This is a genomic window from Mycobacterium sp. E183 (genome assembly GCF_001667735.1).
GTDB lineage: Bacteria > Actinomycetota > Actinomycetes > Mycobacteriales > Mycobacteriaceae > Mycobacterium.
Map to the genome: position 1 here is coordinate 26999 of NZ_LZJN01000089.1, position 14594 is coordinate 41592.

Annotated in this window: 12 protein-coding genes; 4 read left to right on the forward strand and 8 right to left on the reverse strand. The window is 68.4% G+C overall.

The window, feature by feature from the left end; genetic code table 11:
- Positions 1–21: 21 nt before the first annotated feature.
- From tpiA to A5691_RS08825, 6 genes are all read right to left on the reverse strand, one after another.
- Entirely contained in the window at positions 22–807 is a 786-nt protein-coding gene (gene tpiA / locus A5691_RS08800) for a triose-phosphate isomerase (protein WP_067753018.1), read from the reverse strand.
- On the reverse strand, positions 804–2042 hold the full coding sequence (pgk, locus tag A5691_RS08805) for a phosphoglycerate kinase (RefSeq protein WP_067753015.1): 1239 nt from the start codon (positions 2040–2042) through the stop codon (positions 804–806). Before pgk ends, tpiA begins: the two co-directional genes overlap by 4 nt.
- Positions 2043–2047: 5 nt before the next feature.
- Positions 2048–3067: a type I glyceraldehyde-3-phosphate dehydrogenase gene (gap, locus tag A5691_RS08810; protein ID WP_067753012.1), complete on the reverse strand. Its 1020-nt coding sequence runs from the start codon at positions 3065–3067 to the stop codon at positions 2048–2050.
- A 110-nt stretch (positions 3068–3177) separates the two neighbouring features.
- Positions 3178–4605 carry an NAD(P)/FAD-dependent oxidoreductase gene (locus A5691_RS08815; RefSeq protein ID WP_067753009.1) on the reverse strand — a complete coding sequence of 476 codons (1428 nt, stop codon included), beginning with the start codon at positions 4603–4605 and terminating at the stop codon, positions 3178–3180.
- A complete protein-coding gene (locus A5691_RS08820) occupies positions 4602–6365 on the reverse strand; it encodes a DUF3556 domain-containing protein (protein ID WP_068016177.1) in 1764 nt (587 codons plus the stop codon). The genes A5691_RS08815 and A5691_RS08820 overlap by 4 nt, the downstream gene beginning before the upstream one ends.
- Before the next feature lie 141 nt (positions 6366–6506).
- Positions 6507–6833 carry a hypothetical protein gene (locus tag A5691_RS08825; protein ID WP_231969371.1) on the reverse strand — a complete coding sequence of 109 codons (327 nt, stop codon included), beginning with the start codon at positions 6831–6833 and terminating at the stop codon, positions 6507–6509.
- Positions 6834–7213: 380 nt separating this feature from the next.
- Here A5691_RS08825 and A5691_RS08830 point away from each other — a divergent pair, with 380 nt between their 5' ends.
- From A5691_RS08830 to A5691_RS08845, 4 genes are all read left to right on the forward strand, one after another.
- Positions 7214–7954 carry a lysophospholipid acyltransferase family protein gene (locus A5691_RS08830; RefSeq protein ID WP_156670056.1) on the forward strand — a complete coding sequence of 247 codons (741 nt, stop codon included), beginning with the start codon at positions 7214–7216 and terminating at the stop codon, positions 7952–7954.
- 24 nt (positions 7955–7978) lie between these two features.
- Positions 7979–9586 (forward strand): acyl-CoA ligase FadD12, encoded by a 1608-nt coding sequence (fadD12, locus tag A5691_RS08835; protein ID WP_156675578.1) that lies wholly within the window; start codon positions 7979–7981, stop codon positions 9584–9586.
- A complete protein-coding gene (locus tag A5691_RS08840; protein ID WP_067752996.1) occupies positions 9586–10848 on the forward strand; it encodes an alpha/beta hydrolase in 1263 nt (420 codons plus the stop codon). The genes fadD12 and A5691_RS08840 overlap by 1 nt, the downstream gene beginning before the upstream one ends.
- Positions 10849–10999: 151 nt before the next feature.
- Positions 11000–11851, forward strand: coding sequence for a hypothetical protein (locus A5691_RS08845; RefSeq protein ID WP_067752994.1), 852 nt, complete (start codon positions 11000–11002; stop codon positions 11849–11851).
- Between the two features lie 64 nt (positions 11852–11915).
- Here A5691_RS08845 and A5691_RS08850 read toward each other — a convergent pair whose 3' ends face one another.
- Positions 11916–13304, reverse strand: a complete 1389-nt coding sequence (locus A5691_RS08850; protein ID WP_067752991.1) for a wax ester/triacylglycerol synthase family O-acyltransferase — start codon at positions 13302–13304, stop codon at positions 11916–11918.
- A 274-nt stretch (positions 13305–13578) separates the two neighbouring features.
- Complete coding sequence (locus A5691_RS08855; RefSeq protein WP_156675577.1) at positions 13579–14586, reverse strand: PPE family protein; 1008 nt, start codon at positions 14584–14586, stop codon at positions 13579–13581.
- Positions 14587–14594 lie beyond the last annotated feature (8 nt).

Genomic DNA, 14594 nt, shown 5'->3' on the forward strand with positions numbered 1-14594 from the left:
GCCGGTTCGCGCCGGCCGGGGCTACGGCAGCGGCCCGCCGGCGGCGATGGCCGCCAGCGTGGCGAACTGCTCGCCGTCCAGCGATGCGCCCCCGACCAGGCCGCCGTCGACGTCCTCCTGAGCGACGAGATCGCCGACGTTCTTGGCGTTCATCGAACCGCCGTAGAGCACCCGGACGCTTTCGGCGATCTTTGGCGAGGCGAGGGACGCCAACCCTTTGCGGATCGCCGCACACACCTCCTGGGCGTCGGCGGAGCTGGCCACCCGGCCGGTGCCGATCGCCCAGACCGGCTCGTAGGCGATCACCACGTTGGCGATCTGCTCGGCCGATAGCCCGGCCAGCGAGCCGCGCAGCTGGTTTTCGCAGTAACTGACGTGCTCGCCCGCTTCCCGAGTCTCGAGGTGCTCGCCGATGCACACGATCGGGGTCAGCTCGTGCTTGAGCGCCGCGGCGGCCTTCGCGGCCACCAGCGCGTCGTCCTCGTTGTGATAGGTGCGCCGCTCGGAGTGGCCGACCACGACGAAGCTGCAACCGAGCTTGGCCAGGAAGGCCCCGCTGATGTCACCGGTGTAGGCGCCCGAGTCGTGCGGGGACAGGTCCTGGCCGCCGTAGGTCAGCCGCAACTTGTCGCCGTCGACCAAGGTCTGCACGCTGCGCAGGTCGGTGAACGGCGGCAAGACGGTGACGTCGACCTTGTCGTAGTACTTGTCGGGCAGCGCGAACGCGATCTTCTGCACCAGCGCGATCGCCTCGAAGTGATTGAGATTCATCTTCCAGTTGCCGGCGATCAGCGGCTTGCGGCTCACGCGTCTCCTCCACTTGGTTGCGGCTCCCCGAGCACCTCGATGCCCGGCAGCGTCTTGCCCTCAAGGTATTCCAGCGACGCGCCTCCGCCGGTGGAGATGTGCGAGAAGTCGGCCTCGGGGATGCCCAGGGCACGCACCGCGGCGGCGGAGTCACCGCCGCCCACCACACTGAACGCACCCTTGCCGGTGGCCGCGGCGATGGCCTCGGCGACGCCCCTGGTGCCCGTGGCGAACGCCGGGAACTCGAACACGCCCATGGGGCCGTTCCAGAAGACGGTGCGGGCGTTGGACAGCAGGGCCGCGAACCGCTTCACCGATTCGGGCCCGATGTCCAGCCCGATCACGTCGTCTCCGATGGCGTCGGCGGCCACCGTCTGCGGCGGCGAGTCGGCGGCGAATTGCTCGGCCACCACGACGTCCCTCGGCAGCCGCAGCACGTCGACGTAGGTGTCCAGCAGCCGGCGACAGGTGTCCACCATCTCTTCTTCGAGCAGCGACTTACCCACCGAAAAGCCTTGTGCGGCAAGGAATGTGAAGCACATACCGCCGCCGATCACGATGCTGTCGGCCTTGGTCGCCAGCGATTCGATGACGCCGAGCTTGTCGGACACCTTCGACCCGCCGAGCACGACGGCGTAGGGCCGCTCGGTGGAGCTGGTCAGCTGCTCCAGGACCGCGATCTCCTCGGCCACCAGCTTGCCCGCGTAATGCGGCAGCAGCGTGGCCACGTCGTACACCGAGGCCTGCTTGCGGTGCACCACGCCGAAACCGTCGGAGACGAAAGCGCCTCCGGGCGAGACCAATTCGGCGAGTTCGCGGGCGAGCGCGAGTCGCTCCCCGTCGTCCTTGCTGGTTTCGCGCGGATCGAAGCGGATGTTCTCCAGCAGCAGGACGTCACCGTCCGTGAGCCCCTCGGCCCGGGCCAGCGCGTCACCGCCGACGACATCGCCGGCGAGCTGCACGTGCCGGCCGAGCTGCTCGCCGAGCGCCGCGGCGACCGGCGCCAGCGACAACTTCGGGTCCGGCCCGTTCTTCGGCCGACCGAGGTGCGCGGCGATCACCACCTTGGCCCCGGCGTCGACGAGCGCCTGCAACGTCGGCACCGATGCGGTGATCCGGCCGGGGTCGGTGATCGCGCCCTCTTCGTCGAGCGGGACGTTCAGGTCGGAGCGCACCAGCACGCCTCGACCCGAAACCCCTTCGGCCAGGAGGTCTTCGAGTGTAGGAACGGCCACGACGACTACAGCGACTTGCCGACCAGCGCGACGAGGTCGATGAGGCGGTTGGAGTAGCCCCACTCGTTGTCGTACCAGGACACCACCTTGGCCTGGTTGTCGATCACCTTGGTCAGTCCGGAGTCGAAGATCGAGCTGTGCGGGTCGGTGACGATGTCACTGGAGACGATCGGGGCGTCGTAGTACTTCAGGATGCCCTTCAGCCGGCCCTCGGCGGCGGCCTTGAAGACCGCGTTGATCTCGTCGGCTCCAGCCGGCTTGGCCAGCTCGACGGTCAGGTCGGTCACCGAGCCGGTGGGGATCGGTACCCGCAGCGCGTAGCCGTCCAACTTGCCCTTCAGCTCGGGCATCACCAGGCCGATGGCCTTGGCCGCACCGGTCGAGGTCGGCACGATGTTCAGCGCCGCGGCGCGCGCCCGGCGCAGGTCTTTGTGCGGACCGTCCTGCAGGTTCTGGTCCTGCGTGTAGGCGTGGATGGTGGTCATCAGGCCCTTGACGATGCCGAACTCGTCCTGCAGCACCTTGGTGACCGGCGCCAGACAGTTCGTGGTGCACGAGGCGTTGGAGATGATGTTCTGGCTGCCGTCGTACTTGTCGTCGTTGACGCCCAGGACGATCGTGATGTCCTCGTCGGTGGCGGGCGCCGAGATGATCACCTTCTTGGCGCCGGCGTCCAGGTGGCCCTTGGCCTTGGCCGCGTTGGTGAAGATGCCGGTGGACTCCACCACTACGTCGACGCCCAGGTCGCCCCAGGGCAGCGCCGCCGGGCCTTCCTTGACCTCCAACGCCTTGATCTTGGCGCTGCCAACGACGATCGTGTCCTCACCTTCGAGGCTGACGTCGTAGGGCAGCCGGCCCAGGATGGAGTCGAACTTGAGCAGATGCGCCAGGCTGGCGTTGTCGGTGAGGTCGTTGACCGCCACCACCTCGATGTCGGCGCCGCCCTGCTCCTGTTGAGCCAGCAGGGCCCGGTAGAAGTTGCGTCCGATTCGACCGAAGCCGTTGATACCTACTCGGACCGTCACTGATCTCTCCCTGTCTTCTGATGTCTCTAGAGCCGCTGAATACGCGCTCGTGGTCAGCCTAGATGAGCAACACGCGCGGTCGCCCCCCGGTTCCCGCGGACTCTGTGACGTCAGTCGCGGCGCGTCTTGCGCAGCCACCTCAGGGCCGACTCGGCGGCGTGATAGCCGCAGAGGCCGTGGACGCCGGCGCCCGGCGGAGCGGACTGCGAACACAGGTAGACGCCGGGCACCCCGATCGCGTAGGGGTCGACGGCGATGCGCGGGCGGAAGATGACCTGCAGCCCGTCGTTGGCGCCGCCGATGATGTCGCCGCCGATGAAGTTGGCGTTGTAGGCCTGCAGTTCGGCGGGCCCCTTACTGACCGTCGCCAGGACGCGGTCGCGAAAGCCGGGGGCGAACCGCTCGATCTGGGCGACCACGCCGGCGGTGGCGTCGCCGTCATAGCCGAACGGCACGTGCGCGTACGCCCAGATGGGGTTGACGTTGCCGGCCGAGCGCGACGGGTCGGCCCGGTATTGCTGCCCGAGCAGCACGAAGGGGCGGTCCACCATCTTGCCCTGTGCGCGTTGGCGTTCGGTGTCCGCCGTCTCGGCGAACGTGCCGCCGAGGTGCACGGTGCCTGCGCGGGCGCAGTCCGGGTTCGTCCACGGGATGTCGCCCTCGATGGCGAAGTCGACCTTGAACGCCGACGAGCCCTCGCGGTAGCGCCGGTACGACCGCCGGATCCGGCCCGGCATGGCATCGCCGTAGAGCGCGAGGGCCGCCGCCGGGCTGAGGTCGAGCATCACGATGTCGGCGTCCGGGATGTCCTTGCGGCTCGCGACGGTCACGCCGGTGGCCACCGCGCCGCCGTGCTCCTCCAGCGCGGCCGAGAGCGCTCGGCTGATCGACCCGGACCCGCCTTCGGCGACGGGCCAGCCGTAGCGGTGGCCGCTGGCCAGGATCATCAGCCCGAGCGACGCGGTCAGCGGGCGGTCCAGCCGGGTGTAGACATGGGCGGCGGCGCCGCCGAACAGCGCGCGCACCTGCTCGGTGCGAAACCAGCGGGCCATGGTGGTGGCCGGTAGCAGCGCCCGCGGCCCGAAGCCGGCCAGGCGAAGCGGGTGACGCGGGATCCCCAGCACCGGGCCCATGAGATCCTCGGCCAGCTCGTCGAATCCCGCCGCCAGGTCGCCGATCGCCCGCCTCCAGCGGGTGCCGTCGGGTCCCATGCGGGCCACCGTCTCGTCGATCGAGTGGTGCAGCACGCCGGCGCTGCCGTCGTCGAGTGGGTGCGCGCAGTCGATCTCCGGCCACTTCCACCGCAGCCCGTAGCGCTGCAGGTCGATCTCCTTCCACAGCGGCGAACCGACGCCCAGCGGGTGAAACGCCGAGCAGTGGTCGTGGATCACGCCGGGTCTCGTCAGTTCGCCCGAGCGGGCTCCCCCGCCGACGGTGTCGCGCGCCTCGAGCACCTGGACGTCGATGCCGTGCCGAGCGAGGTGGATCGCCGCGGCCAGGCCGTTGGGGCCGGCTCCGACCACCACCGCTCTGGTCATCGAGCGCTGCGCCGCGACGGGTCACCGCGGCCGATCACATGCACGGGCAACTCGTCACCGGGCTCGGGCCACGGCTGGCGGGTGAGCATGTCCTCGACGTTGACATAGCCTTCCTCGATCAGTCCAGCCTTGGCGTCGAAGATGCGGTACCACTGCTTCTGGATGTGGATGGGCTGACCCTCGAGGACGATCACCCGGACGTCGCCCTCGGAGAAGTGGCAACGGCGCTGCACGGCTTCGAGCAGCTGCTCGTTGTGCAGGTGGCCCTCTCCGAAGTTCCAGCCGACGAGCGGCCCGGCGACGATTTCGCCCTCGCGGATCTTGTAATCGGCTTCGTCGTCGATCGCGCGAGGCACCAGGGCGTTGAGCGCGCGGCCGTGCAGGTGCATGGCCCGGAAGGCGGCGGTCTTGTCCGCCATGATCTCCGCGGTCTCCGGGTCGTAAAGCCGGGCCAGCTGGTTGACGACGAGGGCGGAGCTCTTGACGATCTCGGCGTCGATCTTTTCCTCCGCGCCGGTGCGGAAGCACCACACGCTGGACGCCCAGTTGCCGGCGTAGTACCTCATCGCGGGCAGGAACGAAATCTTTTTGGGGAACATGTTTCCCGCGATCACGAATGCCAGCGCGGCGATGACGAGGGCCCACAGCAGCGGCGAACGCAAATCGGTGGCCCGGATCGAGGCGTAGTGCCCGAACAGATAGAAGAGCGAGAAGATGAAGAAGACGTTCCACTCCAACGGAACTCCCATCGGGAGGTTGGAAATGATGTTGAGGTGAAAGATCACCATGAATCCGATCAGGAACCACCGCCACGGGTGATCGCCGGCGAAGAAGACCAGCACCGTCGGAACCACGAATTCGGCTGTGGTGCCGCCGACGTGGGCCATCATCTTCGGCAACCAGGTGGGACGCAGATCGTTGATGTGGTCGCGGTACAGCATGTGCTTGACCGGGTTGAACAATGTGGGCCGCAGCAGCGCGTTGTTGCTCGTCATCACCGACACCACGTACGGGAAGTGGTGGTTGAGCTTGGATGTTGCGGCGCCCCACCACAACAGCAGCATGATGAGCTTGTATGCCGCGATCTGATCGGTGAACGGAAAGAAGAACACGAACAGCTTGAGCCAGTAGTGCTCGCCACGCGCGGCCAGGAAGATGGTCTTGTCGCGCAGGCCCAGTACCGCCAGCGCGACGATCGTCGGGATGACGCGGACGGGGTCGATCAGGCCGACGTCCCCGGCCGCGGTGACCGGCCCGCCGTGGCCGGGCGACAGCAGCGCCCACACTCCGCCGGCCAAAACGATTGCGTACAGCGCAACGTCGACGGCGGTGCGGCTGTCACCGGCGGTGAACGGCACCTTTCCGGGCCACGCCGGCAGCCGAATCGTGTTGGGCCGCAACCAGTACAAGATTCCGCCGATGGGCGGCATGAACCGTCCGGTCAGCGGACCGGACCCACAACCCAGGCCCATCACCTCGAACAGCAGCGTGAAGACGATGACCTTCTGGTAGACGATCGGCTGCGTCCACCAGTCGGCGATGCGGCCGAGCCCGCCGAGGCCCGGGGTCAGCGAGATGACCGCGGCGGGGACGGCGATGTACAGGGCGATCTTGAGCAGGTAAAGCAGATACACGGCATACGGTGTCCCGAAGCCGTGTTCCGCCCAGTGCCGCGTCACCACCTGCAGCCGGGTGGCCCGGGGCAGTGTGGGCCAGGTCTTGCGATCGACGTCGGGAAGGTCAGGGGTCATGAATCCCATGGCGGCCTCGTTCGGTGTCGGAGGAAACCAGTTGGCCCGTCAAATGTATCGGCACCGCGGTGCGGGCGTGGCCGATTCGGCCGGCCTCAGCCCGCCCACGCTCGCTTGAGGGACGTAAAACGCTGCGCGGTAAGCGAATTGCTAGCGGACAGCGGATCGCGGGCGAGGGGATTGAACGGGCGGGTCGGCTGGGGCCCGGCGGGCGAAGCGGCTTCGCAATCGCTCGAGCATGCCGTCGAGATTGTCCCGATCCTGTTCCTCGATGCGCGCCATGCGCCGGAGGTTGCAGACGGCATCCACGTCGCCGCCGGCTTGCGCGGTCGCGATCGCCTTCTGGTAGTCGTCGAGCCGCTGTTCGATGAGCCTGCGATTCTGGGAGAGCAACCGCACGAAGTAGTCGGCCTGGCGCTGGTCGGCCGCGTCGGGGGCGTCTGCGGCAGCCCGGTCGGCGCTCGGCGCCGACGGCACGGATCCCCTCGATTCGGGACGGGCCAGCCCGGCGTGCGCACGACGTACCCGATGCTCACGGGAGCCGACCCTGCGGCTGCCCCGGGCGCTGCGCTCTGCGGACAAACCGGCAACGTCCATCGGGTTCCGTTTCTCGAAATTTCACTGAGGGCGTCGTAACAATAACGCCCGCACCCCGCCGGCACCATATCCCCGGAAAGGGAAAGAGATAAACACCATGACGGCCGGCCCGCACCGGTCGCTACCATCGAGGAACTCGACGCGGCTCGTTCAGATCCGAGGCAGCCTCGCGGGAGCGTCAAGGGAGGAACGTGACCGACGACGATCACCCCGATGTCGGCGACATCGGCAAATTCGACCCCGTGTTGACCCAGCGCCTGATGGGCGTGATGCGCCCGGCCATGAAGACCTACTTCCGGTCGGAGGTGCACGGGCTCGGCGCCTTCCCGCCCGGCGGTGCGCTGGTCGTCGGTAACCATTCCGGCGGCATGTTCCCGATGGACGTCCCGATCTTCACGGTCCACTTCTACGAGAAGTTCGGCTACGACCGGCCGGTCTACACGCTGAGCCACGACATCCTGATGACCGGCCCCACCGGGGAGTTCTTCCGGCGCACCGGATACATCCGGGCCAACCGGGAGAACGCGGCCCAAGCCCTGCGGTCAGGCGGGGTCGTGATCGTCTTCCCGGGCGGAGACTACGACGCATACCGGCCCACGCTCGCGGAGAACGTCATCGACTTCAACGGCCGCAAGGGATACGTCAGGACGGCGATCGACGCCGGCGTCCCCATCGTCCCCGCGGTGTCCATCGGAGGGCAGGAGACCCAGCTCTACCTGTCGCGCGGCACCTGGCTGGCCGAGCGGCTCGGCATCAAGCGCCTCCTGCGCAGCGCCATCCTGCCGCTGTCGTTCGGCTTCCCGTTCGGCTTCAGCGCGGTGATCCCGCCGAACCTGCCCCTGCCCACCAAAATCGTCACGCAGGTGCTCGAGCCGATCGACATCGCCGCGCAATTCGGTGAGGACCCGGACGTCGACGAGGTCGACGAGCACGTGCGGTCGGTCATGCAGCAGGCCCTCAAGGACCTGGCCGCCAAGCGACGCTTCCCGATCCTGGGCTGACCCGTGGCTTCTCCGTTGAGTCCTATCAGCCACGCCCTCGGCGTCATCTCCACGCTGCGCCGCGCCGGCATGATCGCGCCGATGCGGCCCGACCGCTACCTGAAGATCGCCTCGGCCATGCGCCGCGAGGGGCTGGGGATGACCGTCGGCTTCGCCAGCGCGGCGCAACGCTGCCCGGACCGGCCGGGCCTGATCGACGAACTCGGCACGCTGACCTGGCGCCAGCTCGACGAGCGCATCAATGCCCTCGCCGCGGCGCTGCAGCAGCTGCCCACGGGCCAACCCAAGGTCGTCGGGATCATGTGCCGCAACCACCGCGGCTTCGTCGAGTCGGTGGTGGCCGTCAACCGGCTCGGCTCCGACGTGGTGCTGCTGAACACGTCGTTCGCCGGTCCCGCGCTCGCCGAGGTGGTCAACCGCGAGGGCGTCGACGCCGTCATCTACGACGAGGAGTTCACCGAGACGGTGGACCGGGCGCTGGCCGACAAGCCGGACGCCACCCGCATCGTGGCCTGGACCGACGGCGACCACGACCTGACCGTCGAGAAGCTCATCACCGATCACGCAGGCCAGCGGCCGGAACGCTCCGGCCGCAAGGGCAGGATGATCTTGCTGACCTCCGGCACGACCGGAACGCCCAAGGGGGCCAACCAAACCGGTGGCAATGCCGGCATCGGCACCCTCAAGGCCATTCTGGACCGCACGCCGTGGCGGGCCGAGGAGACGATCGTGGTCGTGGCGCCGATGTTCCACGCCTGGGGTTTTTCGCAGTTGATCTTCGCGGCGTCGATGGCGTGCACGGTGGTGACCCGGCGCAAGTTCGATCCGGAGGCGACGCTGGACCTGATCGACCGGCACCACGCGACCGGCCTGGCGGTGGTTCCGGTGATGTTCGACCGCATCATGGAGCTGCCGCCCGAGGTTCGAAAGCGCTACAGCTGCAAGTCATTGCGCTTCGCCGCGGCGTCCGGCTCACGGATGCGTCCGGACGTCGTCACCGCGTTCATGGACGAGTTCGGTGACGTGATCTACAACAACTACAACGCCACCGAGGCCGGCATGATCGCCACCGCCACCCCGGCGGACCTGCGCGCGGCGCCCGACACCGCGGGACGGGCCGCCGGCGGGACCGAAATCCGCATCCTGGACAGCGAATTCAACGAGCTGCCCACCGGCGAGGTCGGCACGATCTACGTCCGCAACGACACCCAGTTCGAGGGCTACACCTCGGGGGCCACCAAGGATTTTCACGCCGGGTTCATGTCGTCGGGCGACGTCGGCTATCTGGACGAGGCCGGCCGCTTGTTCGTGGTCGGCCGCGACGACGAGATGATCGTCTCCGGCGGTGAGAACGTCTACCCGATCGAGGTGGAGAAGATCCTGGCGGCGCACGACGACGTGGCCGAGGCCGCGGTGATCGGCGTCGACGACGAGCAGTACGGGCAGCGCCTGGCGGCGTTCGTCGTGCTGGGCGACGGCGCCGAGGCGACGCCCGAGACCCTCAAGCAACACGTCCGGGACAACCTGGCCAACTACAAGGTCCCCCGCGAAATCGCCGTCGTCGACGAACTGCCGCGCAGCAGCACCGGCAAGATTTTGCGCAACGAACTGCAGTCGCGGGTCAACGGCTGATGCGCCGATTGGTACGCCCCCGGCCGCTGGCCCGCGCCGCGCTGGAATTGGCCAACGCCGCCAACGGATTACGGCCGCTCGCCCGCAAGGGGTACAGCACCGTGCTGGTCTTCTGGTTCGGCTGGCCGACCTCGGAGGTGCCGGGCGTCTACTTCACCATCTCGCTGGTGGATGCGCTGCGACGCGCGCGGCGCGGCCATTTCGAGGGGCGGCGCGGCAAGGCGGCGCTGGCCATGACCGCCGCGTCGTGGGCCATCCTCGGGGTGATCCGCTACCGCGCCGTCACCACCCCGGGCCGGGTGCTCGAGGCGGGCCTACGCGAGCAGCTGGGTCACGACTACGAGGAGGCGCTGGGCAAGCTGCCACACGCCAAGCCCACGCGCAGCGGGCGGCGCAGCCTGCCGCTGGGCAACACCGTGGCGCGCCGGCGGTACGTCGAGAAGACGAACGTGGTGTCCTACGGCCCCAACGGCCGCGCCAACCTCGCCGACATCTGGCGCCGCCGCGACCTGCCGCGCGACGCGAAGGCGCCTGTGCTGCTGCAAGTTCCGGGCGGCGCCTGGATGATCGGGATGCGCCGGCCGCAGGCCTACCCGCTGATGAGCCACCTCGCCGCGCGCGGCTGGGTGTGCGTGTCCATCGGCTACCGCGTCTCCCCCCGCCACACCTGGCCCGACCACATCGTCGACGTCAAACGGGCGCTGGCCTGGGTCAAGGAGAACATCGCGGACTACGGCGGTGATCCCGACTTCGTCGCGGTCACCGGCGGCTCGGCCGGCGGGCACCTGTGCGCGCTGGCGGCGCTGACCCCCAACGACCCGCAATTCCAGCCGGGCTTCGAGGACGCCGACACGTCGGTGGCGGCCGCCGTCCCGATCTACGGCCGCTACGACTGGTTCTCCACCGAGGGCGAGGGCCGACCCGAATTCGTCTCGCTGCTCGAAAAGTTCGTGGTGAAGCGGGAATACGACGCGCACCGCGACGTCTACGTCGACGCCTCGCCGATCCGGCGGCTGCGGGCCGACGCGCCACCGTTCTTCGTCCTGCACGGCTGCGACGATTCGCTGATTCCCGTCGGGGAGGCCCAGGAGTTCATCGAGGAGCTGCGGGCGGTGTCGAAGTCGCCGGTCGCCTACGCCGAATTGCCCAACGCGCAACACGCTTTCGACATTTTCAGTTCCCCGCGGGCGCATCGGTCCGCGGAGGCTGTCGCCCGGTTCCTGTCCTGGGTGTACGCGACGAACCCGCCCGAGCGCGACTAGGCCGGGGCTGGCGCCCCCAGCGTCACGCCCCCTCCGCCCAGCGTCACGCCAGCGTGGCTCAGGGGCGCGAGGGTCACGCTGGCGTGGCCGATTGTGGATAGCCGGGCCCTACTGACCTGACGTTCGTTGCGGTTTGTGCGACGCTGCCGCGATGGCGGAGCCTTTCATCGGCAGTGAGGCAGTCTCGAATGGAGATGTCGTCAAGAGCGCTTTGCGCACTCACTACCGGAAGTTGTTTCGCGACGTCTATGTCGACCCTCGCGCCGAACTCACCCCTCTTATCCGAGCCCGCGCGGCATGGCTGTGGTCGCGTCGGCGGGGCGTTGTCGCGGGCCTGTCGGCTGCCGCCGTTCATGGTGCCCAGTGGGTCGACGCCACGGCACCGATTGAGATCCTCCATAGCAACAGAAACCCATTGCCCGGACTACGGGTTCACGGTGGTCCCCTAGAAGACGACGAAATCACGCTGTTCGACGGTGTTCCCGTGACCACGCCGGCCCGTACCGCCGTCGATCTGGGATGCTGGCATCCGACGAACGACGCTGTGGCCGCGATCGACGACCTGCTTCGCGCAACGAACTGCAAGGAGGCTGAGATCGAGTTGCTCGCTGAGCGATACGCGGGGCGACCCGGCATTCGGTCGGCGCGCAATGCGATCAGTCTCGCTGACGCCGGCGCGCAGTCCCCGAAGGAAACGTGGGTGCGACTGTTGCTGATCCAAGCGGGGCTGCCCCGACCGCAAACCCAGATCCCGGTCAGTGACGAGTTCGGCGACCTAACGTACTACCTCGATATGGGGTGGGAGGATTTCAAAGTCGCAGCCGAGTACGACGGTGAGCAACATCGTCGGGATCGCTGGCAATACACGTGGGACATCAGGCGGCGCGAAACGCTCGAGCGCCTGGGCTGGATCGTCGTTCGAGTGGTGGTCGGTGATCGTCCCACGGACATCGTCGGGCGGGTACGAGCCGCGTTGGCCAGGCGCGCGGTCACGCTAGCGTGATAGTCGCTTGCGGCGGACACGCTAGCGTGACGCTCGGCGAAAGGCACGTTCGATGGTTTCCGGCTCACTCCCGGGTGGCGGCCTTCTCCAGTTCGGTGAGCGCCGGCTCGATGCGGTCGGCCATGTCGTCGATGTCGTTGGCGACCTCGGGCGTCGTCACGAAGCCGAAGTCCAGGTAGTCGGTGTAGGAGAAGCAGGTGATGTTCAGGGCGACGTCCATGACGGGCGGCCCCAGCGGCACCAGCGAATCCAGTTTGGCGCCGGCCATGTACAGCGGGAACGGTGGGCCCGGCACGTTGGACACAACCAGGTTGATGGGGGCCAGGTTTCGCGACAGCCCGCTAGCCGTGTAGGCGCGGGCGGCCAACTGCAGCAGCCCCGGCGGGGTGGTCTCGGTCAGCCCCATGATCTGGTGCGCCGACAACGCCTTGGCCATCAGCTTGGCGTTCTGGGTGCTCTCGTGGATGGCCCGGAGCCGCTCGGCGGGGTCCTCGACGTCGGTGGCCAGCGACACGGTCATCGAGCTCACCTGGTTGCCGACGTCGTCCTTGTTCTCGTCGGTCCGGGTGGAGACGGGGATCTGGGCGATCAGCGGTTTGGCGGGCAGCTCGCCCCGCTTCTGCAGGTACTCGCGGGCGGCACCGGCCACCAGCGCCAGCACGACGTCGTTGAGCTTGACGCCATAGGCATCCTTGACGGCCTTGGCCCGGGCCAGCTCCACGCGGCAGCCGGTGATCCGGCGGTGCGGCGACACGGGCGCGTTGAACCGGGTCTTGGGCGCTTCGAAATAGCGCGGGGGCCTGCCGCTCACACCGAGCGCGGCGATCTGCTGGCGCACCGTCTGCTCCACCAGTCGGGCGATGCGGAAGGGCGTCTTGACGCCGACGTTGATGAGCGCGCCCACCGCCCGCCGCTCTATGCCCGGAATCCGGTTGCCGACCAGGGATCCCACCGTTTCCTGTTGCGGTGGTCGAGGTTCCGGGGTGATGTCCAAGAGAATTTCGCCCAGCCCGGCTCCCGAGACGCCATCGACGATGGCGTGGTGCATCTTGGTCAGCGAAGCGATCCGGCCACCCTCGACCCCCTCGATCACCCACATCTCCCACAGCGGCCGCGCACGATCCAGCTTGTAGGACATCAACCGGCCGACCAGCTCCTCGAGCTCGCGCCGGCCGCCGGGCGCTGGGACGGCGATGCGGCGGATGTGGAAGTCGGGGTCCAGGTCCTCGTCCTCGACGAACCACGGCCGGTCCAGCCCGAGCGGCGCCCCGGTGACCCGCCACCGCAGCTGCGGCAGCTCCGGCAGCCGTTCGATGATCAGTTCGCGCAGCCGCTGGAAGTTGTACTCCGGTGCGTCCTTCGGGTCGCAGATCGCGAGCGCGCCCACATGCATGTGCCAGCCCGCAGTCTCGGCTGACCAGAACGCCGCATCAACACTCGAGAGCCGTTTCATCCCCCGACCGTAGCCCCCCGACCCCCGTCGCGACCAGCAATGGCAAACAAACTACCCGCAGGCTGAGCCGGGCGCGCATCCGCCCGGTCGCCAGGTCGTTGCGACCGCCTGCGCCGTTCGGGACCGGTCCCGAGGAGCCCGCCGCGCAAAGGTGCCGACGGACGCCGGCGGGCACCGCCGGCACGCGAGGTCCGCGGTTGACGTCATGCGTCGCGCGCACAGCGGCGGCGAATGACGGGAACCCTTGCGCCGCAACTCGTCGGCCGCGGATGGCTCACTGGCTTCGATCGACGGGACTCGCTTGCGGACTCGGCCATGGGGGGCTTGGCATCGACCGAGTCCACGCCCTGGGGACCGACAAGGCCCCCACCGCTGCGCGGTTACCGACGCTCACACGCGTCGCGGCGTCGTCCGCGCCGGACGCGGTAACCCACCGGGACCGCACGGCCGAGGCCCTATCCAGCGCGGCGGCCTTGTTGAGGGAACTCAGGTGGTTGAGCGCGACGTCCAGCGGCGCCGACAGTGAACTCAACCTGGACAGGGCCGCCGTTTTCGGCAGCAGGGCCACGTCGAAGGAGGCCAGCGGCGAGGAGGCCAGCGCATCGAGCGCTTCGGAGATGGTCGAGATCACCTGCGCCCCAGTCGATATGACCTCCGGCGCCACCGTCAGACGCCATCGACGGGACGGCTCGGTGACCGCCGCAGCGTGGCGCGTCGTCTCGCTCAGACGAGCGCAAGGCGAACTGAATGGTGTAAGCGTGATGGCCGCCGAGGCGCGGGCGTAGGCAACCAGAGCGGCGGTGTCTTGGGCCCACATCCGATCGTAGTCGGCGTCGGCGTCGGCGATGGCCGGACTCAGCTGGCCTAGGCAGTTCGCCGCGGCCAGCCAGATCCGCCGCAGCCGGTTGGCGATGATCGCACCAGGCGCCGCTGCCGCCGCACGGGTCAGACCGTAAGCGCTTGCGGCCGCCCCGGCCTGGGTGGCCGTCTGCCGGGCCTGGGCAGCGGTGGCGTCGAGCCACGCCGCGTGGGCCGCGAGGGCTTGAGTTATCGCCCTCACCGAAGCGTTCTGTTCCGCCACACCCAGCTCGGAGATCACCGCCCGGTATTTCTCTGCCATCTCACCGAGTTGAGCAGCGAGCACTTCCCACGCCCTGGCGGCTTCCATCATCGATTCGGCGCCGGGCCCCGAATGCATTCGACCGGAAATGGCTTCCGGCGGCAGGGCACCGGAATCCAGCACCGGCTCCAGCTCAATGGCTGGCGACTTGTGTTGCGACATCGGGTTTT